Here is a 22,134-nt window from a genome sequence, read left to right as displayed (position 1 = left end):
ACTTATTTTATTAAACTAAATCAGAATATAACACTTAATTAACTGTAATTTAAAGTGAATAATAAAAGCTCAGCCACGCTCGCATTTCATCATCAAAGCTGCTGCCCTCAACCCGCGACACACCCATATTAAATGTTAAATCATTTACGCCTGCAGGCCCCATTCCAAAACTAAAATCACCTTGGTATTTTAAACCGTAACTTTGTGCATATACGGTGCCGTCGAGTTGATGTTGCTTATAATAAAGCCACGGCATGCCTTCTTTAAAGCTAAAGCCGCCACCGTAGCCTTGATAGCGCTTTGCAGTTGCGCTGTAAAAAGGCAGCTCCGATGAAAGTACATATTCACTATTTTGCTGCTGATTAATAAGATTTGAGCTAAAGCCACCTAATGCAAGGCTGCTATCATCACGCTGCTTTTGAGAAAAGTTTGCATAAAGAGGAATACCAAACGCTTTACCAAAAACTTTGGCGGCTAAATCGTAACCTTGCCAACTATTGCTTTTACTACTGCCATCGTACCAACTCGCATAAAGGCTCTGGCCTATCACAAAGTCTTGACGATCATATTGCCAATTTTGAGCAACGCCTAAACGCGTCCAATTTTTATGGCTTTGCTTATAATCAGTGTAATTGTAGGCAAGCTCTGGCGTTAAACTTAGCTGCCCTAATTTAACAGGGTAACTTATTGCAGCAAAACCACCACGGGCATCCATGTCTGCATTTAGGCTTTGCTGATACTGGCGCGATGTATTTAAATTATAGTCAAACAATGCTAGTTTCAGTTTTACATCAAGCGCATTATATTTTGCCTGCACATAACCACCGTGCAGTGCTCCATCGTGTAAATCAGTGCTATAACCCGCTTGTAAGTCGAGCTGCTTTAATAAGTCGCTACTTTTAATGCTTAAATCTAACAAACTGGTAGAAGCCGAATAATACTGAGAGCCAATCGCGAAAGTAGCGTGCTGGTCGAGCACGTTGTAATTTGTTTGCTGCGTTGTTTGGTGCGTATATATTTTAGCTTTTGGAAGCGTATGTTCGTTTACTATTAGCAGCGGTGCTTTTTTGTTAGCTGCAAACTCAGTAACTACAGTGCTTTTTATAGCTTTTGGCAGTGTTTTTACATTTGGCCCATCTGCAGTTATCGAAAAATAGAGTAACGAGCCATCGGCCATTGCAATTGGGTGGGCAACGGCCTCTTGCCCTTGGGTTAACTTGGTGAGTGTTTTACTCTCTATGTTGTAGTTATAAATATCGGTGGCGCTATTTAAACCTGCAACAAAGTAAAGTGACTCGCCATTATGGCTAAAGCTTGGCTGACTTAAATATTGATACCCGTTTGGCATAGGTACTGATAGCTGTTGTTCGCCATTTACATCTTGTATATACAATTGCCAGTTTTCATTTAATGACGTTGATAAATAAGCTAATTTAGCCTCGTCAGGGCTGAGTATTGGGTAATCGTAAGTTGTCTCAAGGCTTTTTGTAAATAATGGTGTGATGGTTTGCGTATTAAGATCAACCTTTACTAATTCAGAGTAGCCATCTCTTATTTGCTCGCCATACAAGGTTTCGCCGTTACTGGTTACGCTAAATCGGCGTATACCAGCAAGTTCGGTAAGTTGTGTAATATTTCCAGTGTCAGTGTTATAGCTAAATATGTCAGACACTTTGTTATAAATACCCGACTCTTCATTGCTGTACGCATTGAAATACAACGTTGTGCTATTTACCCATTGCGGGTTTGCAATACCGGCTCGATTAATTTGATTAAGCACTTGTTTTTGTTCGCGCTTAAACACACTGGGCGCTGTATCGGGAATATCTTGTGCATCGTTTTCGAGTAGCTCTTTTTGCGCTTTAGTAAACTCTTCTTGCGCTTTAATGTTGTCATCCGTGCTATAAATTATAAGCTTGGTATTACTCTCTTTATCTCGCTCAACAATCGCAATTTTACTACCATCTTTTGAAAGTACTGGATTACTTGCATATAAGTTAAGCTCAAGCCAAAGTTCACTATTAAGTAACAGCTCCCTTTGCTCTATTTGCATTGCTTTATAGGTATATTCAGCTATAAATCGGCGATATAGCTTGGCTGCACTTTGCCCAAACACACCGCTAAATGCCTCATCAAAATTCCGCGTTTTTACGCCTTGCATTCGCGTCCAAACACTATCGAGTGTTTGCTCTGAATAGTTTTTCTCTAACCAATTTAAAAAGCGGCTCCCCATTAAATACGCCATTGAGCCGCCCATAAAGCCCTGCTCGCCATTTAATTGCCTATAGGTTGGCAAAGCACCTTGCTGAGCAAATTCTCGCAGTATTGACTCTGAGTAGTTATCAAACAAACGTCCACGACCCGTCATTTTAGACTCAATCAATGTGGCATAACCTTCGGCTACCCAGCGCGGCGTATCACTGTAAGTTAAGTCGTATAAATCCCATATACCGCGTACTTTTTGCTGCCAGTGATTGCGTGTAGGCTGTGCTAAGTGCACTAAGTGAATATATTCATGCAACACAAGTAACTGCTGCCAGCCAGCGCTGTTTGATATAACGGTGTCGGATTGTGGTGGCGTAGTAAAAAGTGCCATTACAGGGTTACTTGAGGTAGGTAGCGCAAAGCCATTTGCTGCATTTAAGGGGTCAAACACCACTACATCAACTGTTTTATCAAGTGCTCGGTTTTGCTGCTCAAGCACTTTGGTGCGTACTATTTCAAGCTCTGTTGCAGTAGATTTAGCAAAATCTATATGCTCAATACTATAGTGAATATTAAAATGTTCGGTATGAATAGTTTGCCAATCGGCTGCAAAGCTCGGTGCTGCTAGTAATAAAGCCGATGCGATAAGTGTTTTTTTCATGAGCGCCCCTAAAAGAATTCCTTAATACCACCTAAGGTATTATTAAATGTCCTTCATGGGCAGTAAGAAAGTGTAATAAAGCATGTGCAAATGTGTATTTACACATGTTTTATTAGGGGAATTTACATCCAGCTGCGAGTATCTGACTCAATCTGCTTAATTGTAAAATCTATAATAAAGTCAGCATCTTGCTGCTTTATGTAGGGCATAAATGCAAAGCCTGAAGCAAGTTGTATATACAGGCTCTTTAAGCCTGATTTTCTCATTAAGTACGTACTTATACTACGTGCACTTTGCGCTTTATAAAGCTCAAAAACACGGTAATGAACGCCAATCATACCTTTGCGTACAACCATGTAAAATCGGCCATTATCCTCATGCATGTAATAACCATAACGCTGATACGACAAAGTTACCAAGCCAGAAAACACCACCAAAACACCAAGGCTTATCAAAGTATTAATATCAGCAATAAAACAAAAGCCAAACACTAATACACTCGGTAACAATGAATAAAAGCCTAAATTTTTATACAAAAGCGCTCGCTCTGCGCGCTTAAAAGCGAGTTTTTTACTATTAAACCACGGGTAAATCCATTGGCATACACTATCAACTTGTTCGCTATTTAATACAGGTAATACTAACGTTTGTTTATTTTTTTTAGCCGCAACACCTGCTGCTATTCCCCCGCTACTTGCTTGCAAGCACTCAACGGTAAATCGCTTTAGTAATCGCCCCATTAGGTTTTGCTTTATAACAATAGATTGCACTTTATCCATGCTCATTGAAAGCTGATGGCGCTCTAACAAGCCAGCAATACGTTTAAACTTTTGACCTTTAAAATAAAGCTCAAAGTTATAAAAACGAATAAGCGACATAGTCACCGATAGCATCACAGCTACCAAAACTAGCAAAACAATTAAGGTGATCATCGCAAAGGTAGCTGCGCTGGCCAGCATACCAAGCTCTTGTTGATAAAAGCCTTCTACTTTCGCAATAATTTGCTTCTCTAAAAAATCAACAATTAGGTTTATAAAAGGGGCAAAAGCAGCGATTGCTAAAATGGCCATATTCGACATTAAACCAAATTTAGCTATTTCTTTATTGCTAATGCTTAGACTGTTTTCGATAGTGTCTGTTTCGCTTTGTTCAGTATTTTGTATTTCTTGCTGTTGCTGCGCTTTAAAATCAAATATTTGTTTACGCATTTGCTGTGCATAATCTTTAGTGACGCCGGGTAAAACAACTTCTTGCGACACACTGCCAGCTGCATCAAAAATACAATTAACTAAGTTTACGGGGGTAAAATAAAACGGCTCGGCAATATTAACGTTTTGCACACGACCAAATTTAAGCGTAAGTCGCTCTTTTTTAAATACACCTTTGTTAAGCAAAATTTCGTTGTCGCTACTAATACAAAACTTAAAATTTAAATAATATAAAAATGAGTAAATAAGCAACGAAATTAGCGCAATCCCACCTGCAACCTGCGCCCAAAACAACTTATTTTCTACTTGAGTAACAAACACGACAAGCATAGGCAGTAAGTTTAAAAGGCCATCTTTTACAAAGCGCACACTAAAGTGCACAACAAAGTATAAAAGTGCCCAGGGCGATACTTTTTGCCAGTAAATAGGACTGACTTGATCTTCTATAGTTGTATTACTCATCGACTAAAGCTGCCTGAGTAGTTGCGTCGTCTTGGCGGTAGTTTTGTACAAATTGGCGCATATTTTTACAATCATCATGGGTTAGACCACTAATTTGTAAATCGGCACTTACACCGCCAGCGCTAAATAATTTAATGCTCGCAAGGCTAAGTTTTCGCTCTATTGGCCCTTGGTGTATTTCCATATGCTGTACACGCGCTAAAGGCAATACCGTCACTTGTTGCCAAATAACACCTTTTTTAAAAGCAATGTCATGATTTCGCACTGCAAAACCTCGCAACCTCACACTTATCATGTTGTACGCCATAGATACGGCCACTAAAATAGGCATACCAATTAGCAAATACGTTTGTGCATTATTAGCAAAGGTTTCATTAAAATAACAAACAGCAATCAGCGCTCCAATTAGCGGAATATAAAACAGAAGCGAGCTAAGCTGTGTATGCAATAAGGCCTTATTAGCCAATGGCTTAAAGCTAATATCACTATGCTTTGGTAAATCCATTATTTGTTGATTGTTAAACACTATTTATCCCTATTACTGCTTTTAATTACTTACCAACCAATGCTGGTTATTAAGGTGTGGCTTTGTTTTGGCTCAAGCGTTACTTTATCTTCCAATACATTAGCGGCCTCTAGGCAGAGCATTGTTTTATACTCATCGTCAGCAAAGTTAGATAAGCGTTTTGATTTTTCTATCCATGGGTTCCACAGTACACACGAACTTGAATTTTCGCGGCTTACATTAATAACACCTTCTGGCGTATTAATAGTTTGCATTGTATTTGCTTGTGTATAAACCATGTCGGTTTCGCGCTCAAAGCTTACAATGTCATTTTGTACAAATGGCCCCTCACTAAACTCAATATATTTCGCGCCTTGCAAACCATCAACGTGGGTATTTGTAATGTCTGATGTAGGAAAATAAGTATGCAGTGCTTGAGTAAAGCTAAATGGTGTATTTCCTAAATTGGTAGTTGTTAAGCGAACTTGTAATTTATCGCTTAATACAAACTCAACTTTTAATGCTGACTGATGTGGCCAGTACGTTGTATTAACAAGCTTCATGGGTAGCTTTAAACTAACTGTAATTTGCTCATCAGATTCGTGTACTTCATCGGCTTGCCACACGCTTGTGCGCGCAAAACCATGGGCAGGCCAGCCATCATTAGCGTGTGTACCAAACCACGGCCAACAAATAGGAATACCACCTCGAATACTTGCCCCTTCTTGATAGGTTTCGTCTTGTGATACCCATATAAGTGGCTTGTTATTTTTAGGGATAAACTCGGTAATTTGCCCACCTTGCAAAAATATTTTTGCCTCACACAACTTACTCGTTACATTAATAAATTCAAGACCGGTTTCGGTCTGCTCAATACTAACTGATGACGATAATTTCATACCTTGTCCTATAATACTGATACTAAAGATTTTTGATACTGAGATACACAATAAAGTATGCGCAAAGTATAAACCATACACATTAAATATTGATTATACTAAATGCGCTGAGAATTAATTTATTCATAGCTGATTAATACTTAAACAGGTAACCTGCAAACAATTACTTCGTACTAATAGTTGTTATTAAATAATACTAAAGTATAACCATTAAAACTTGCGAATAAGTGCCAACATACGTAGTGTGCGCAAATCTTAGCTAATAACGTGTTAATAAAATTTAATAATATACAAATACACTATGCCGATATTAATTACTGCTCTAACTATTAAAAACTAATAAAAGTAGTATAAAGTACAATATATTATTTGAATTCAATTTATTTGGTGTGTAACATTTCGCGATTACGGCAAACTACCGCCCCATCGATGAGATAAGCAAATGCAAAAATATGACGAGTTATTGGTTTCTTTACGTAAAGTGATCCGCGCGATTGACTTACATTCTAAGCAGCTAAATAAAACTTCGGGTTTAACTGGCCCACAACTGCTTATAATGCAAGAAGTAGAAAAAACCGATGGAATAACGGCGAGCCGCATTGCGCAAAATGTAAATTTAAGCCCAGCAACCGTCACCAATATTCTCGATAGAATCGAAAGCAGAGATTTAGTAACACGCGTACGCAGTCAAATGGATAAACGCAGAGTAAGCTTATACCTCACTCAAAAAGGAAAAGAGTTACTTGAAAAAGCACCTCAGCCATTGCAGCAACACTTTATTGAAAAGTTTTCTTCGCTTGCTGAGTGGGAACAGAGCCTTTTACTCTCATCAATGCAGCGCGTAGCAGCAATGATGGATGCAGACAAATTAGATGCATCCCCTTTACTGGAAGTCGGTGCGCTGACTCAAGCTCCTAAAGAATAAACAATAAAAAATACATAGTTTTTGTACTTACTCTAAACGTAAGGCGTTTTTTGACGCCTTGAATTTTTATTTTTTATCAAAATCTGAGCGGCTATTATGACTAAACTCTCAAAATTAACACTAGCACTAATTTTAGGTGGTGTTACAAGCACTTCTTATGCAGCAGATCTCGACACGATTCAAAACCAATTAAAACAACTAAAGCAACAAATGCAATTGCTTGAGAATCAGTTAGCTGAAGAAAAATCGAAGCAACTAAAAATCAATAAGCAACACGCGCAACAAGTAGCCGAAATTAGCAAAAAAGCAGATACCCAAGTGATCGCTGTTGCAGAGCCTGATAAAAAAGACGAAGGCATAAAAATTGGAGGTGCTATTCGTGCAAACTACAGTATTAACTCATACGATGAAGATAATGAAGATCGCGGCGACGACTTTGATTTTGATATTTTTCGTTTAAATCTGTCTGGCGAAATTAACGATATATCATTAAATGGTGAAATTCGTTTTTACGATTACATGACCGTTGTTAAATATGCTTACTTAGGCTACGAATTTATTGATGGCTGGGAAGGTCAAGCAGGTATAACCCAAGTTCCTTTTGGGAACGGTCCTTATAACTCTCATAACTACTTTTTCAGTAGTAATTACTACGTTGGACTTGAAGACGACTTTGATTTAGGTGTTGTAGTAAAGCGTAAACTTAAAAATAACTGGAAGCTAGATTTAGGCTTTTTTAAAAATGACGAACTAGGTGGTGTAGATGGCTCTGCATCTGATAAAAGCCACCGCTACTCTTACGATATAGTGGGCAGCCGAAGTGTAGATGAAGGTACTTACGATGAACCTGCTAAAGAACTTGGTGAATACAATACCTTTGCTGGGCGTGCAACCTATCAAATTGAACACAGTAAAAATGTAACCACTGATATTGGTATTTCATTACTAAGCGGTGGTTTACATGATGGCGTAGACCGTGCTGGGAGTTATACAGCATGGGCTATGCATTTAGATAGTCAAATTAATAATTGGAACATCCAGCTTCAACATGGCGAATACGATTACGATTTAGACGATAGGAGTGATCGTATTTCAGTCGCGGCTTACGCCTTCTACGACACGGTTTCAAGTGAAGCAACAATGTCTAGTGTTAACCTCGCTTATAACTACTCAGTAGAATGGGGGCCTATAAGCGCGTTTCAATTTTATAACGATTACAGCGCTATCTACAACAAGTCAGACAATAGCCCAGATACATGGATGAACGTAACAGGTATGAGCGTAGCAGCCGGTGGCTTCTTTAGTTACTTCGACTTTATTCAAGCACGTAACCAGCCATTTATTGGCGGAACAATGATCGGAGATGGCGATACAGAGCGCCGCTTCAATATTAACTTAGGTTATTATTTCTAGGCTAATCATAATGTATTAAATATTGATAAGGGCAAACTGTGTTTGCCCTTTTTTATTGATTTTAAGCTTCGAATTAATTGCTATCTAGCCTACAATTAAAAATACCGGACCACTACCCAAAAGAGTCTAAGTGAATATAAAAGCAGCCCTTGTTTGTTATAAAAATTTATGGCTTAAAGCGCTAGGTTTACTGCTTGTGGCGCTCGGTATCATAGGTATTGTATTACCCGTAATGCCCACGACTATATTTTTTATTTTAGCGCTCACTTGCTTTACTCGCTCATCACCGGCGCTCGAACACTGGTTACTTAACCACCCTCGTTATGGGGTTGCATTACAACAGTGGCAAACACATAAAGTAGTGCCTATAAAAGCCAAGTGCTACGCCGCCATCGGCATGTTGATTGGGTTTATATTTTTACTTTATTCTGCAGCCCCTCTTTGGGTTATTTACCTTGTTGCAGCTATAGAAATATCGGTAATTATTTACCTTATTTTAAGACCATCTACCCCTCCTAAGTATTAAATAACCTGAGCTTTAAATAATAAATCAACCTCAAGCAGCTATTTTCAATGTTAACTACGTAAATCTACTGGTAATAGGCTCGAGATTGACGCATCTATCTGGCCTGTCATCACTACAAAGTCTGATCTAATAAATACCAATCGGTTAGCTGAACTCCCAATTGAAACTTTGCTTAAATACATAAATTCAAGCCCGTGCAACCTCTTCGGTTAATAATTTTAATGTAAAGTTAAGTAAGTAAATTTGTAATTGCTAATGCAAATCATTATCATGCAATAAAATTTATAATGTTAAATAATTTATGGCGTTTATTAATAAGCGGGCTTTGTATAGTACAAGCCGTGCACTGCATATTTATATTTCTACAGCTTTGTTTTTTTTGCTTATTTTATTTTGTGTTAGCGGCATTGTGCTCAACCATATTAATTGGCTTAAAAACGATAAAAATAATGGTCAAGTAACGGCAATGATCCCAGCCGCTCTTATTGATAAAGCCAATGCACAAAGAGACACGCTGCCAACGCTTTATCCTGAAATAGAAGCTTACTTAGCCAAGCAATATGCACTTACTAAGGTAAAAAGTATTGAATGGGAAAAAGAAGATGCACTTGTCATGCTCGACTACCCACTGCCTGCTGGGTTTGCCTACGCAGAGCTTGATTTTACAACTGGCGAGCTAAATCTTGATTACCAAACAGGTGGCTTTTTAAGCCTTATTGGCGACTTACATAAAGGCCGCCACAGCGGTGAAGTATGGAGTTGGGTAATTGATATATCCGCCGTACTAATGATTTTATTTGCCATCACCGGCATGGTTATTTTGTTTCAAAATAGAAAAAAACGCTTAGCAGGAATATGGATAACCTTACTAGGAGTCGCAACTCCACTGGTTATTTATTTATGTTGGGTTCCACAAATAAAAGGAGTGTCTTAATGGTTAAATTTAAATTATTTATAAGTGCTGCATTATTGCTAATAGCTGCGTTTTTTCAAACAACAGTACATGCGCAAACACCACAACTAGAAGTTCAATTAACGATTCCCGACTTAGAAGTACAACCGTATCACCGCCCCTATGTTGCGGTTTGGCTGGAAACGCCAGAGCGTAAACACGTTACTACGCTTGCGCTTTGGGTGCAAAAAGCAGAATGGTTTAAAGACCTACGCCAATGGTGGCGTAAAGCGGGTAAAAGCGATATTAATTTTGACGGCATCAGCGGCGCAACCAAGCGCGCAGGCACTTACACCATAAATTGGCAAGGTAATGATTTAGACAGTAACCCAGTAAAACCAGGTAAATATTTACTTAATATTGAAGTTGTACGCGAAGAAGGCGGCAGAGATTACGCCCGTGTTGAGCTTAATTTAACAAAGTCGGGAAAAATTACAATTGATGGTAAAAACGAGTTTTCACAAAGTTTCGCCACTGTAAGCACTAAGTAACCTGAACTCTAGATAATAAATCTATCTCGAGCAGCTATTTTCAATATGTTAGTAAACCTCTTAACCAGAGTTCAGGTTAAGTAGCACCTATTTATTACTAGAATTTAAGCAAAGGAAAAACAATGAAAATTAGTTTATTAAAAACGGCATTAATCGGCGCATTGAGCTTATCGGCTTTGGTGTCAACTTCAGCAAATGCTCACGGACGTTGGTTGCTACCTTCACATACTTCACTGTCTGGCGATAAAGCGCATTACGTAATGATTGACGCGAGTATTTCAAACGAAACGTTTGCACCCGACAAAGCCTTTAAGCCAAAAGAAAAAGGCGCTGAGTACGACGATACGTTATTAATGGCCCTTGCGCCAAATGGTGAACCAGTATCTGAAACCATTCGTGCTTATTACTTAAAACGTAAAAGCTCAGCTGCGGTAAGCTTAACAGATCAAGGTACTTACCACATTGCAATGACCCAAAAGCCAATGTACATGACCTTCTACAAAAATGAAGAAGGTAAGCGCAAGCGCGTATTTGGTAAAAAAATAGACGCTAAGTTACCTAGTAACGCTAAAGATGTAACTACAACCAAGGTTGTTTCAACAGTAGATACATTTGTAAGCCGAAATGGCACCTCAAAGCCTGCACTGTTAGGTTTAGGCTTAGAGCTTAGCGGTCCAACGCATCCAAACGATTTATTTGTAGGTGAACAAGCACGTTTTCAATTATTAAAAAACGGAAAACCAGCTGGCGAAGGGATTGAAGTAAGTATTTTAAAAGGCGACACCCGCTATCGTAACGAACGTAGCGAAGCTAAAGTAACCACAGATAAAGACGGCTTTTTCACAGCAACCTGGAATCAACCTGGTTTATACTTAATTGAGTCTTCATTAAAAGTTAAAGCGACTGATGAAGGTGTTGATTCTGAACGTTATGCATTATTCACTACATTAGAAGTAGCGCCTGAATAATAACTAACGACAAAATGATAAATATGGTCAAGTAATTTACTTGACCATATTTATTTACACATCGCTTTATTAACAGCCCTTAACGTATCTACCCGCTTAAATATAAAAATAATTAAATGCATAAAATAATTAAAAAATTATGCGAAATAATATTCTTATCCTGAAATTGCAACCATTCGGCACAAAGTTGCAACGATAACGATCCTAACGTCTCTAACATGCGTAAACACTGGCCTTACTTGTTAATAACTTCGAATAACTTAGATAGTTTTCGTCTTTGCACTGAGCTAATCACCTCTATATGATGCGCTCCTTTTTCAAACTCACCAAAACAACGACGGTCTCAAGGAATAATTAATGACTTTTAAGCGTTTATCTGCAAATAAACTAGCACTTAGCTTAGCTGTTACCACAGCACTTAGTACACCATATTCTATCGCCATTGCCGCAGAGCAAAATAATCAAGCAGAAAAAAACATTGAAGTAATTTCAGTAACGGGTACACGTCGTAGCCTACGTAGTATTGCTGAAAGTTCAGTACCTGTTGATATTATTACAAGCGCCGATATGGCCAGCACAGGTCAGCTTGAAATTAGCCAAGTACTTGCTAATCAAGTACCGAGCTTTAACTACCCAAGTGCAACGATTGCTGATGGTACCGATCATGCTCGCCCCGCTGTTTTACGCGGTTTAGCACCTGACCACACATTAGTACTGATTAATGGTAAACGTCGCCATTCTGGTGCGCTTTTAAACTTAGGTGGCGTAGTAGGTCGTGGTTCAACAGCCGTAGACTTGAATATGATCCCAACATCAGCAATTAAACGCGTAGAGGTTTTACGCGACGGCGCTGCCGCACAGTACGGCTCAGATGCTATTGCGGGTGTTATTAATATAATTCTTAAAGATGCTACAGAAGGCGGTAGTGTAAGTGTTACTTACGGGCAATACGACACGCAAATGGCGGGAGCCCCGAGTCTCCAAAGTGCGTATGCAGATGCAAACGGCAACTTAGCGTTTAATACCGGTGATGACCGTAAAATAAATGATGGCAGCACCCGTACCATTAGCGCAAATTCTGGTTTTTCATTATCTGATAAAGGCTTTGTAAACGTATCAATTGAGTATCGTGATAATGATCCCACTCAGCGCTCTGGTTTTGACCCGCGCGAACAATACAGCCGCCTAGATGATGGCAGCTTAGACCCACGCGAATTTACTATCGATCGTTACAACCACCGTTTTGGTAAAGCAGAGCTTGAAGATTACGCGTTGTTTTACAACATGGGTTACGATTTAGATAATGGCTTAAACCTATATTCTTTTGGTAGTTACTCAAAGCGCGAAGGTAATTCAGGTGGTTTTTACCGCCGAGCAAAAGATAGTCGTAACGTATTAACACTTTACCCTGATGGCTTTTTACCGCAAATTAAAACCGATGTTGAAGACTACTCGTTAGCCCTAGGCTTGGAAGGCGAAACAGGCGACTGGACATGGGATGTAAGTACCAACTACGGACGTAACGACTTTGCTTTGGGCGTAGTAAATAGTTTAAATACGTCTTTAGGCGCCACCAGCCAAACCGAATTTGATAACGGTGCCTTAGTTTATGACCAATTTATTGTGAACGGTGATGCAAGTACAACACTTGATTTAGGTTTACCAGACGACGTATTTTTTACTGTTGGTGCTGAATACCGCCACGAAAGCTACAAAATAGAGCAAGGCGAAGAAGCCTCTTATATTACAGCACTTGATAGTGACGGCAATCCAGTTGCTGCCGGTGGTGCACAAGTTCTTTCAGGTTTTGGTCCAGAAAGTGTCACTGACGAAAGCCGTCATAACGTAGCGCTCTTTGTTGAGTTTGATACCTATCTAACTGAAAAATGGAATGTAGTTTTAGCGAGTCGTTATGAAGATTACAGCGACTTTGGCGACACATTCACGTCAAAACTAGCAACACGTTACAGCATTACCGACAACCTATCTTTGCGCGGCGCACTAAGTACTGGTTTCCGCGCACCGTCGTTGGCACAAAGCTCATACCGCCAAATTTCAACCGTGCTTGAAAACAACCAACCTTTTGAAGTGGGACTTTTCCCAACTGACGCGCCAGCAGCACAAGCGCTAGGTGCTAAAGAGCTAGACGCTGAAGACTCTGTAAACCTAACAGCAGGCTTTGTATACACTCAAGGTAACTTTAGTCTAACGGTTGACGCGTACCGTATTGATATTGATGATCGTGTTGTCTTATCAGAAAATTTATCGGGTGAAGCAGTACAACAAATTTTAGCCGACGCTGGCGAACTAAATACCGAAAGCGTGCGTTACTTTACCAACGCAATCGACTCCCGTACGCAAGGTATAGATATAGTAGCAACTTACACACTTGAACTAGATAACCTTGGCGACGTACGTTTAAACGCAGCCGCTAACTTTAACGACACCGAAGTAACACACGTTGACGACAACCCTGAGCAACTTAACTCATTAGGTGACGACTACGTAGTATTTGCGCGTCGTGAAGTAGGTCGTTTTGAAGAAGGCACTCCTGATAGTAAATGGAACCTATCAGCTGTTTGGAACCTTGACGAATGGCAAACAACACTGCGCGCCACGCGTTACGGTGAAGTTGCAGATATTTCTACAACAAGCGACCGTGATGAATACCTAGATGCAAAATGGATAACCGATTTAGAAGTGGCTTATCGTCCAAATGATGAATGGAAATTTGCACTAGGTGCTAATAACCTGTTCGATCAGTACCCTCAAGCAACAGTAGATAATATTGGTTACTCTGATTTTGGTCAGATATTCCCGTATACACCGTACGCACCATATAGCTTAGATGGGCGCTTTTTATACGGCAACATCACTTACAGCTTTTAACTTTTACTTAAACGTAATAGGTTAAAGAAAGACCCGATATGGCATGCCATACCGGGTCTTTCTTTATCAACTATAAAAGCAAACCATCATATAGTGTGTAAGCAATGTAAAAGCGGCCCTTTAAGCCTTTGCTATTATTAATTAGCTTTCTGTTATATTTGCGCTTAGTAATACATTATTAGTAGCCGCTTTCTAATCCTCTGTAATAATATTTAAAAAATAACAATATATGTAACCATACTGACTATAATAAGGTTAAATTATAAAAGTAACATCATGGTAATGACAAACTAACTCGTTGTTACTATTTACTATATTCACTTGATATGACTAATCAATTGTCAAATTAAGTTAGTTACTAGCGAGTTAACAAATAAAACGATTTAATACACCTGAGCTTAAACCAAATACGCTATAAATATCGTTCTTCCTTGGAGTAAAATATGAGCTATAAAAACTGGTCAATATCAAAACAAATTGGTGCACTTGCATTCACTTTGACGTTATGTGTTTTTAGCTTAGTAGGGCTATCTACTTATTTAATCTCGGTTAATACGCTATCTGAAAAAAGTGAAACAGCGATTAAGTCTGAAATAATGGCTATTTCAGATCTTTTGGAGCTTCAATATGACAGCCTACTTGCAATAGCAAAACGAAATGCGACTGTATTTAAAGACATGTATCCGGGTGAGTTTAAAAAAAGCGATCAAAAAGTATTGGTCGTAGATACCATGGTGCCGGTTCTTTTACATGATGGCGAGCAAGTTAATAACAATATTGATACTGTTGAAAATTACGCTAAATTAACTGGCGGCAACGCCACTGTATTTATGCGAGAAGGTGATGATTTTTTTCGTATTACTACGTCTTTAAAAAAGAGCGATGGACAACGCGCTATTGGTACTTACCTAGGAAAAAACCACCCAGGCTACCAACCTCTAATAAATGGTCAAAGCTATGAGGGCTACGCTAAGTTATTCGGCAACGAATACATGACTGTTTACCAACCCATTAAAAATAAACAAAACCAAGTAATTGGTATCTTATACATCGGTTTCAATATAAACGACGCATTGGCATCACTGAGAGAATCGGTTAATAAAATAATAATTGAAGAAAGCGGTGACTTGTTTATTTTCAGAAATACAAATGATGTAGTTATAGCTGGTAAGTCAGCCTCAGTTGACTCAAAAGTAACCTCTGAAGCACTTAACGGTCTTAATCTAGAGGCAATTAAAAAAGGTCAGGCATTAAAATATAATAATAAAAATAACATCCCAATGTTTGCTTATAGCAAAACAGTACCAGGATGGAATTGGACTTTACTTGGTCGTGTAAAAGAAAGTGAACTAACCGAAGAAAGCATAAAATTAATGGTATTTAGCAGTGTGACCTTTAGTTGGGGGTAATTTTAGCTATCTCCATTTTATTATTTTGGGTGTTAGTGAAAACACTTAAACCATTAAGACAATTAACACATAGCGTTGATGCTTTAGGCAACGGTGATTTGTCACAGCATTTCATAAGCACCGACATCAATAGTGAAAATGAAATAGATCAAATAACTGCAAGTGTTAGTAGCATGTCGGTTGAACTAAAAAAACTGATACTCGCTTTACAAGACTCAGTAATTGAACTTGAAAACCAAGCAGCCACATCTAAAAATATCGCACTCACTAATGGTAAAGAAGCACATGCAATGATGGGGCAAACAGATCAAATAGCCACCGCTATTGAAGAAATGTCAGTATCAATCAAAGATGTAGCCAGTAACGCAAACGAAGGCGCTCAACGAACTCAACAAGTTGATACCGAAGCTCAACTAGGTCGTACACAATTAACTCAAGTTGTGAATGACTTAATGCAGCTAAGCCAACAACTAAACGATAGCCATAACTCTGTTGAAAAAGTAAACACCGCAAGTAACGAAATAAGCAAAGTAACCGAAGTAATTAATGGAATTGCTGAGCAAACTAACTTACTAGCACTTAATGCAGCAATAGAAGCTGCAAGAGCTGGCGAACAAGGTAGAGGGTTTGCAGTTGTAGCCGATGAAGTAAGAACATTAGCGCAACGCACTCAAAAATCAATTTTAGAAATTAGCCAAACCATTGAGCAGCTGCAAGTACAAGTTACTGCCGCAACTAAGCAAATGGAACAAAGCCGTCAATTAGGTATTAAATCGGCTGAAGAGGGTGAAAAAACAGGAGAGCAACTTAACTTTATTACTCAAAGTATTGGTGATTTAACTCGCTCATCAAACAATATAGCCGAAGCAACAGATCAACAAAGTACCGTTGCTGAAGAAATCACTCAAAACTTGCACTCAATAAGTCAACTCGCTAAAGAGGGTGAGTCTCGTACGCAAAGCACTGTAAATTCGGCAAGTGAACTAATGACATTGGCTGAAAAAATTAAGCAGCAAATAAGCTACTTCAGAGCACATTAATACAACAGCTAAAAACTTAAATATAAAAAGGATGCATTTAGCATCCTTTTTTATTAATAGTTAGTTATTTTAACCACTTATTAGTATTTCAACTTTCATAAAAAAACAACACCCCATATAAAACAATAACTTAAATTTCGGCACCGTTTTTGCTCTATATTGTTTATACAAATACAAACAATAAATACCAAAGGACTAACCATGAGCTCATCAACACACTTAAGTATCGCAAAACCACTTTCGCTAATTAGCGGTATTTTATTATTAAGTGGCTGCGTGTTTCATATTTCACCAAGCGTTGCGTCGGTAAAACAAACACAACAACTTACACTGCCAAGTAACAACCTTGAGTATTTAAATGTTTTGAGCGGCGCAGGTTCACTTAAAATAACCGGCTCATCAACAGCAACCAGTATTAGTGTTAACGCCACCATTTACACAGCCGACATTGACGACGAATACGAGCTCACACTCGATCAAAGTGGCACTAAAGCAAAGCTTGTTGCCCAAAACACAAGCAATAATGGAATTAGCTTTTACAGCGGTCAATCGCCAAGTATTGATTTAGTGGTCACCGTGCCTAACAACCTTAAGCTAGATATTGATGACGGCTCAGGCGACATTACCATTAACGCCATGACAAATAATATTGATGTAAAAGATGGCTCTGGCAGCTTATCTATCAATGGGGCTAAAAACTTAAACATAGACGACGGCTCGGGCGATATTTCTCTTCAAAGCATCACTGGTAACCTAGATCTTAACGATGGCTCGGGCAGCATTACTATTAATAACGTGAATGGCAATGCAAATATTGATGATGGCTCAGGCGATATGAATGTAAGCAATGTACGTGGCACGTTAACTGTTGAAGATGGCTCGGGGAGCATAGCAATACAACATATTAATGGCGCTGTAGACGTTGAAGATAACTCAGGCGACTTAACCATTGAGCATGTTGATGCAAGCGTTACCATTGAAGATGGTTCGGGTAGTATTCGCGTTAATCATGCTAAAGGGTTAACAATTACAGAAGCGGGCTCTGGCGATGTAAGTATTGATAATATTAACGGCCCTGTAAAATTCGACCAATAAAATCGAGCATATCAACCTTAGCTTTAAATAATAAAATGCACTTAGGCCTTAACTTAAGTGCATTTCTTTTCTAAAAAGCCCTTTTATAATTTTTTTATAACCCGCTAATAACCAACCAACTCCGCATAACCTCTCCCTTTAAAGCCACCTTGGGCTTTAATTCGCCCCTCCCAGTAGGGAATACTCAATTGATTACGCGAATCGGGGTTGCGCGCTTCAATTATAATAGGTTCAAACCCTTCAACGTTGAGCATCCATTTAATGGGGTAGCTTTTACTATTTTGTGTTGTTTGTGCCGCGTTAGATTTAAGCTCAGATGTTTTTAAAACCTGTAAGGTCACTTCGTTATTTGCAATGGCGCGCACAATTCCACTTTGCGTAATGTGCGATGCACTACAGTAATCATAACTTTGTTGACCATTACGAATACAAAATGCCATTAAGCCCCCCTGTTTTTTATCATCAGCCTGAATGCTAAACCAGTCCCAACCATTTTGGGTAGGATCGATTAACGCCGAAGACCACTCTCTGTCTAACCAAGCATCTCCAGTTACTTTAAAAGTTTGACCCGCAAATGTGATGTCGCCTTTAGCGTGTAAAAACGGATAGCTATAATAGTAAGATGCATGCCCTTGGTGAGTTTTTTGGCTATAACCTTGCTCGCCATGTTTTACAAGCGGGCTATTAGCCAGCACAAGGTTAGCACTGTAATTTTCCTGCTGTGCCTTTAAACTAAGCGGTAAAAATGTTGCCTCCTTACTTGCTAACTGCCAATCATCTAGGCGAGCTTCAAATGGCTGCGCTGTTATATTTACTTGTCCCGAGCGGCCGTATTTCTCAAACGCTTGATGCTGGGTATCGGTTTGTATGGCAAAGTGAGCAAAGTAAAGCTGCCCATTCCACCAAGGTGATGGTTCTGTTTGTGTGTTTTGCTCATCAACCGAGAGCCTAAATAAAGTCCATTGCACACCAAAGGTGTCGCCATTATCTGCTTTTAAATTAGCAGTTACGTACCACCACTCAATTCCTTGTTGATGATGCGCCCCATGATCGCGTGGAAAGCTCAACCCTTGGCGTTTACTTACAGGCTCACCAAATTGTTGTGCAAACCCGCTATGCATTTTTTTATTTTGATTTACTTGCTCTGCTTCGGGCTGGCACGCGCTTAATGCGCCAATAAAAATAAAGGTACTGGCTACTTTAAGTATATTCATGTAAGTCCTATAGCTTGGCAACATTATCAGCAACTGCGCTTCGCGTTAATTTTATTAGCGGTAACGCGCTCACAAACAAGGCTAAAATAAACATAAGCACGGTAAAGCCACCTAACTGCACCCAATTAACGGTCATGGCCATGGTCCAACCAAAGGCAATTGGCATTACGTAGGTTAACAGCACCCACCCAAGGCAAAGCCCAAGCGGTATAGCTAATAACAAGGTGGTTAAAATAATGAGTGCGGCTTGCAGTATTTTTGCACCCAATAATTGCTGCTGAGTCACACCCAACGTTTGTAATACCGCCATAGGTTGTAATTGCCCTCGCCCTAAAGTTAAAAAGCTGACCCACATGCCAAATAATGCAATCAGCATAATAAATATATTAAGCGCCTGAGTAACATAAAAAGTTTTACCAAATAACTGTTTTGCAAAGCGTTTAAACTGCTGATTAGCAATGACTTGTTGGCTATCTAATTGGTGCTGTTTTTGAATATATTCAGCCATGGCGTCAACGTCACTATTAGGCTTTAGCCAAAGCGATAACCCATACTCGGTGTAATTTAAGTTACTATTCAATAGTGCTGTTGTAGTGACTACTACATTTAAACCTTGCTCACCGTAATCAAAATAGGCAGCGCGTACTTGGCACGTTAGTGTATTAATATGCTGTTTTAGGGTGATTACGTCACCTACTTTAAGCGAGTACTGTAGCAAGGCGGGTTCGTTCACTAAGCAACCTACAACCCCGTTTATGTTTTTTTCAAATACTGCAGATGTAGGTGCTTTATTGTTTAACAAAGTAAGGTGTTGGTTGTAGCTGGCTGTTGCACCAAATGCCATAACATCAACAGCAATCATGGTTTTAGGTGTTTTAAGCTCACTTTTAGCTGACCAAAATACGCCTACCTTTTCAACCTCTGGGAGCTCACTCAACTCAATCCCTAACGCTTGAATGTTTTGATCTGGCCTTACGTATAAATCGGCGCTTAGGCGTTTTTCCAGGTGTGTATCTAAGGTGTCGCTAAAACTGCCAACCATAATTTGCATACCTACCGCTGCTCCCATCGCCATTAAAATGGCCAGTACCGAGCTTAATAGTGCGGGTAATTGCACTATGCTGTCGGCTTTTAACCAGTGAATAATGGGATTTTGTGTTGGCCACGGTAGTTTAAATACGGCTTTAACTACCGGAGGCGTAATTACAAAAAAGAGTAGTAGCACACAAACACACAGCAACAAGGCGCTTATTTTGGTATGTGCAGTTAGCGCTAAGTAACTGGCTGCACAAATAGCTAACGCAAACATTAGCCATTTAATGCGCGCTAAAAAAGTACTTAATCGAGCCGACTGGCTGGCTAAAAAACCTAACAAAACAACAATATTAAGTGTAAAACCGCTGGCAACCATGTTGCTATCAAGGTTTACTACAAAACTTCTGTCTAGCTGGTAAAGCCCTCGAAGAGTCGCCGATACATCCATAACTAAGGCGTTTGCCAGTGCCGCACCTAATAACGCACCTAACACTGCAGCAAAAAAACTAAGCAACGTTAATTCAATAACCAGCGCCTTAATTAATACCGACCTTTGACAACCCAGCACCCACATTTGCTGCTGCAAGTGAGCACGCGCATTGTACGCCAGCTTAATTGCATTAAAGCTTAAAAACGCCCCCACCACGTAACCTAACAAAGCCAGCGCTTGTAAATTAAAGAAAAACGCCTCAGAAAGCGCATCAAAAGCCTGCTCTTGTGCAGCTTCAAGGCGTGCTTGATCGCCTAACAACACGCTTAACTGAGCTGCTTGTTTTTTATTTAAGCCACTTACTTCAAGGTAATTAATTGCCCCATTTGCACGCAGTAATGTGTCGGCAAGGCTAATGTCCACCAGCATGGTCATGCCTAAACCTTGTAATTCGCTTACCGCTAAAGCACGAGTGGCATCGCCCATTTTTATATTAATACGGCTGTTTTTTAAATTTAGCCGCTGCATTAATTTAGGGTCGATATAAACAGTATTTAGTAGCTGTTCAAAACCAGAATAACGATTATTTGTTGTTGATGCTGAGCCGCCAGTATTTTGTGTAAGCCACTGCAATAAATTGACGCCTCGCAGCGCGAGTTTTTGCTGCTTATTGGTTTCAATTACGCCCTCTAAAACAGGTTGAACCTGCACAAAACCAGCCGCCCTAATACGCGACCACAAACTATTAGGCAGCTTGTTTTCACCCAGTACAGGGCGTACAAAATGCGTGACTGGGTTTGCAATTAACGCTGTGGTTTGTTGATAGCGCTTACCGGCCTCTAAGTTTAAACCCTGTATTGCAGTAAGTAGCGCCGCGCCTAAACTAAAACCAATGAAAAACAGTAATAACAGCCCTACATGGCGGCGATAAAACTGCATATACGTTATTAAAATAAGTTTGAGTTCAGCCATTAATTTGGCCATCTTTTAAAAATAATTGCGTAGTAAATTGGTCGGCCAATCGCTGACTATGAGTGACCATAATAAGTATTATTTGTTGCTCTTCGCACAGGCTTTTTAATAGCGTAACAATATCGTGTGAACGAGCGGCATCAAGGTTGCCCGTAGGTTCATCAGCCAATAACAGCTTAGGCTTATTTAATAGCGCACGACCTATGCCCACCCGTTGCTGCTCACCGCCCGATAGTTGCTCAGGCATTGCTGTAAGCTTACCTTCTAAACCCAACTTTTGAGCCATTGTATTTACTTCATCGTCGCTTGGAGATAACCCGTTAAGCCTTGCCTGAAAGCACATGTTGTCTTTTACATTTAGCGGGCTGAGTAATTGATAGTGCTGAAAAATAATACCTATTTTACGCCGATAAAGCGCAAGCTCATTAGCACTCAATTCACTAATTTTTTGCTCATTAACCGTAATAGTTCCTGCATCAGGAGACAATAAACCGGCTAATAAATTTAATAATGTCGTTTTGCCCGATCCACTATCACCTAATAAAGCAATGTGTGCTGCAGGCAAAATAGTTAACGATAAATCATTAATTATTTGTCGTTTCAAGCCGCCATCTTGGCGTGTAAAAAACACATTATTTAGCGAAATCATAAAATGCAGTTCGTCCTAGTAGCAAAAGTTTTATCTTTATTTTAAACGTTACAATAACAGTAAAGCGCACACTTCAATGCATTTTAAGTTAATTTTTTGATGGTAATAAATACATTTAACTAAATCATCTGACCAACAAAGCTCAGCTATTATCAACATATGTAATATTTAAGTTTATGTGTGCGT

Annotated in this window: 15 protein-coding genes and 1 pseudogene; 9 read left to right on the top strand and 7 right to left on the bottom strand. The window is 39.4% G+C overall.

What is annotated here, in order from left to right; all coding sequences use genetic code 11:
• Window positions 1-49 precede the first annotated feature (49 nt).
• The 4 genes from P20652_RS14590 to P20652_RS14605 form a co-directional block, all read right to left on the bottom strand.
• Window positions 50-2,866 carry a PD40 domain-containing protein gene (locus P20652_RS14590; RefSeq protein ID WP_008166368.1) on the bottom strand — a complete coding sequence of 939 codons (2,817 nt, stop codon included), beginning with the start codon at window positions 2,864-2,866 and terminating at the stop codon, window positions 50-52.
• Between the two features lie 122 nt (window positions 2,867-2,988).
• A complete protein-coding gene (locus P20652_RS14595) occupies window positions 2,989-4,536 on the bottom strand; it encodes a PH domain-containing protein (RefSeq protein WP_008166367.1) in 1,548 nt (515 codons plus the stop codon).
• Window positions 4,529-5,062, bottom strand: a complete 534-nt coding sequence (locus P20652_RS14600; RefSeq protein WP_008166366.1) for a PH domain-containing protein — start codon at window positions 5,060-5,062, stop codon at window positions 4,529-4,531. The genes P20652_RS14595 and P20652_RS14600 overlap by 8 nt, the downstream gene beginning before the upstream one ends.
• Before the next feature lie 29 nt (window positions 5,063-5,091).
• Entirely contained in the window at window positions 5,092-5,940 is an 849-nt protein-coding gene (locus P20652_RS14605; RefSeq protein ID WP_008166365.1) for a D-hexose-6-phosphate mutarotase, read from the bottom strand.
• Between the two features lie 442 nt (window positions 5,941-6,382).
• Here P20652_RS14605 and P20652_RS14610 point away from each other — a divergent pair, with 442 nt between their 5' ends.
• From P20652_RS14610 to P20652_RS14645, 9 genes and pseudogenes are all read left to right on the top strand, one after another.
• A complete protein-coding gene (locus tag P20652_RS14610; RefSeq protein WP_008166364.1) occupies window positions 6,383-6,865 on the top strand; it encodes a MarR family winged helix-turn-helix transcriptional regulator in 483 nt (160 codons plus the stop codon).
• A 96-nt stretch (window positions 6,866-6,961) separates the two neighbouring features.
• The gene (locus P20652_RS14615) at window positions 6,962-8,278 is read left to right on the top strand and encodes a porin (protein ID WP_008166361.1); all 1,317 of its coding nucleotides are present in this window, start codon (window positions 6,962-6,964) and stop codon (window positions 8,276-8,278) included.
• A 130-nt stretch (window positions 8,279-8,408) separates the two neighbouring features.
• Window positions 8,409-8,804, top strand: a complete 396-nt coding sequence (locus tag P20652_RS14620; protein ID WP_008166360.1) for a YbaN family protein — start codon at window positions 8,409-8,411, stop codon at window positions 8,802-8,804.
• Between the two features lie 301 nt (window positions 8,805-9,105).
• The gene (locus tag P20652_RS14625) at window positions 9,106-9,738 is read left to right on the top strand and encodes a PepSY-associated TM helix domain-containing protein (RefSeq protein WP_008166359.1); all 633 of its coding nucleotides are present in this window, start codon (window positions 9,106-9,108) and stop codon (window positions 9,736-9,738) included.
• Window positions 9,738-10,247, top strand: a complete 510-nt coding sequence (locus tag P20652_RS14630; protein WP_008166358.1) for a DUF2271 domain-containing protein — start codon at window positions 9,738-9,740, stop codon at window positions 10,245-10,247. Before P20652_RS14625 ends, P20652_RS14630 begins: the two co-directional genes overlap by 1 nt.
• Window positions 10,248-10,369: 122 nt before the next feature.
• Window positions 10,370-11,215 carry a DUF4198 domain-containing protein gene (locus P20652_RS14635; protein WP_008166357.1) on the top strand — a complete coding sequence of 282 codons (846 nt, stop codon included), beginning with the start codon at window positions 10,370-10,372 and terminating at the stop codon, window positions 11,213-11,215.
• Between the two features lie 357 nt (window positions 11,216-11,572).
• On the top strand, window positions 11,573-14,104 hold the full coding sequence (locus tag P20652_RS14640; protein WP_008166356.1) for a TonB-dependent siderophore receptor: 2,532 nt from the start codon (window positions 11,573-11,575) through the stop codon (window positions 14,102-14,104).
• Between the two features lie 443 nt (window positions 14,105-14,547).
• Window positions 14,548-16,553 (top strand): annotated as a pseudogene (locus tag P20652_RS21420) (methyl-accepting chemotaxis protein).
• Between the two features lie 201 nt (window positions 16,554-16,754).
• Window positions 16,755-17,648, top strand: a complete 894-nt coding sequence (locus tag P20652_RS14645; protein WP_008166353.1) for a hypothetical protein — start codon at window positions 16,755-16,757, stop codon at window positions 17,646-17,648.
• A gap of 104 nt (window positions 17,649-17,752) precedes the next feature.
• Here P20652_RS14645 and P20652_RS14650 read toward each other — a convergent pair whose 3' ends face one another.
• From P20652_RS14650 to P20652_RS14660, 3 genes are read right to left on the bottom strand one after another with little or no spacing between them, the layout of a single operon-like run.
• Entirely contained in the window at window positions 17,753-18,862 is a 1,110-nt protein-coding gene (locus tag P20652_RS14650; protein ID WP_008166352.1) for a lipocalin-like domain-containing protein, read from the bottom strand.
• A gap of 7 nt (window positions 18,863-18,869) precedes the next feature.
• Window positions 18,870-21,299 (bottom strand): FtsX-like permease family protein, encoded by a 2,430-nt coding sequence (locus P20652_RS14655; RefSeq protein WP_008166351.1) that lies wholly within the window; start codon window positions 21,297-21,299, stop codon window positions 18,870-18,872.
• A complete protein-coding gene (locus P20652_RS14660) occupies window positions 21,292-21,948 on the bottom strand; it encodes an ABC transporter ATP-binding protein (RefSeq protein WP_008166349.1) in 657 nt (218 codons plus the stop codon). Before P20652_RS14660 ends, P20652_RS14655 begins: the two co-directional genes overlap by 8 nt.
• Window positions 21,949-22,134 lie beyond the last annotated feature (186 nt).

This window comes from Pseudoalteromonas sp. BSi20652 (assembly GCF_000239855.1).
In the GTDB taxonomy this organism is placed as follows: Bacteria; Pseudomonadota; Gammaproteobacteria; order Enterobacterales; family Alteromonadaceae; genus Pseudoalteromonas.
Note: the sequence above shows the minus strand (reverse complement) of the source record. Positions and strands in the feature narration are given on the sequence as shown.

Excerpts from the sequence above, each read along its gene's own strand:
- P20652_RS14590 (WP_008166368.1), bottom strand. The coding sequence starts at position 2,866 with ATGAAAAAAACACTTATCGCATCGGCTTTATTACTAGCAGCACCGAGC.
- P20652_RS14595 (WP_008166367.1), bottom strand. The coding sequence starts at position 4,536 with ATGAGTAATACAACTATAGAAGATCAAGTCAGTCCTATTTACTGGCAA.
- P20652_RS14605 (WP_008166365.1), bottom strand. The coding sequence starts at position 5,940 with ATGAAATTATCGTCATCAGTTAGTATTGAGCAGACCGAAACCGGTCTT.
- P20652_RS14610 (WP_008166364.1), top strand. The coding sequence starts at position 6,383 with ATGCAAAAATATGACGAGTTATTGGTTTCTTTACGTAAAGTGATCCGC.
- P20652_RS14615 (WP_008166361.1), top strand. The coding sequence starts at position 6,962 with ATGACTAAACTCTCAAAATTAACACTAGCACTAATTTTAGGTGGTGTT.
- P20652_RS14625 (WP_008166359.1), top strand. The coding sequence starts at position 9,106 with ATGGCGTTTATTAATAAGCGGGCTTTGTATAGTACAAGCCGTGCACTG.
- P20652_RS14630 (WP_008166358.1), top strand. The coding sequence starts at position 9,738 with ATGGTTAAATTTAAATTATTTATAAGTGCTGCATTATTGCTAATAGCT.
- P20652_RS14635 (WP_008166357.1), top strand. The coding sequence starts at position 10,370 with ATGAAAATTAGTTTATTAAAAACGGCATTAATCGGCGCATTGAGCTTA.
- P20652_RS14640 (WP_008166356.1), top strand. The coding sequence starts at position 11,573 with ATGACTTTTAAGCGTTTATCTGCAAATAAACTAGCACTTAGCTTAGCT.
- P20652_RS14645 (WP_008166353.1), top strand. The coding sequence starts at position 16,755 with ATGAGCTCATCAACACACTTAAGTATCGCAAAACCACTTTCGCTAATT.
- P20652_RS14650 (WP_008166352.1), bottom strand. The coding sequence starts at position 18,862 with ATGAATATACTTAAAGTAGCCAGTACCTTTATTTTTATTGGCGCATTA.
- P20652_RS14655 (WP_008166351.1), bottom strand. The coding sequence starts at position 21,299 with ATGGCTGAACTCAAACTTATTTTAATAACGTATATGCAGTTTTATCGC.
- P20652_RS14660 (WP_008166349.1), bottom strand. The coding sequence starts at position 21,948 with ATGATTTCGCTAAATAATGTGTTTTTTACACGCCAAGATGGCGGCTTG.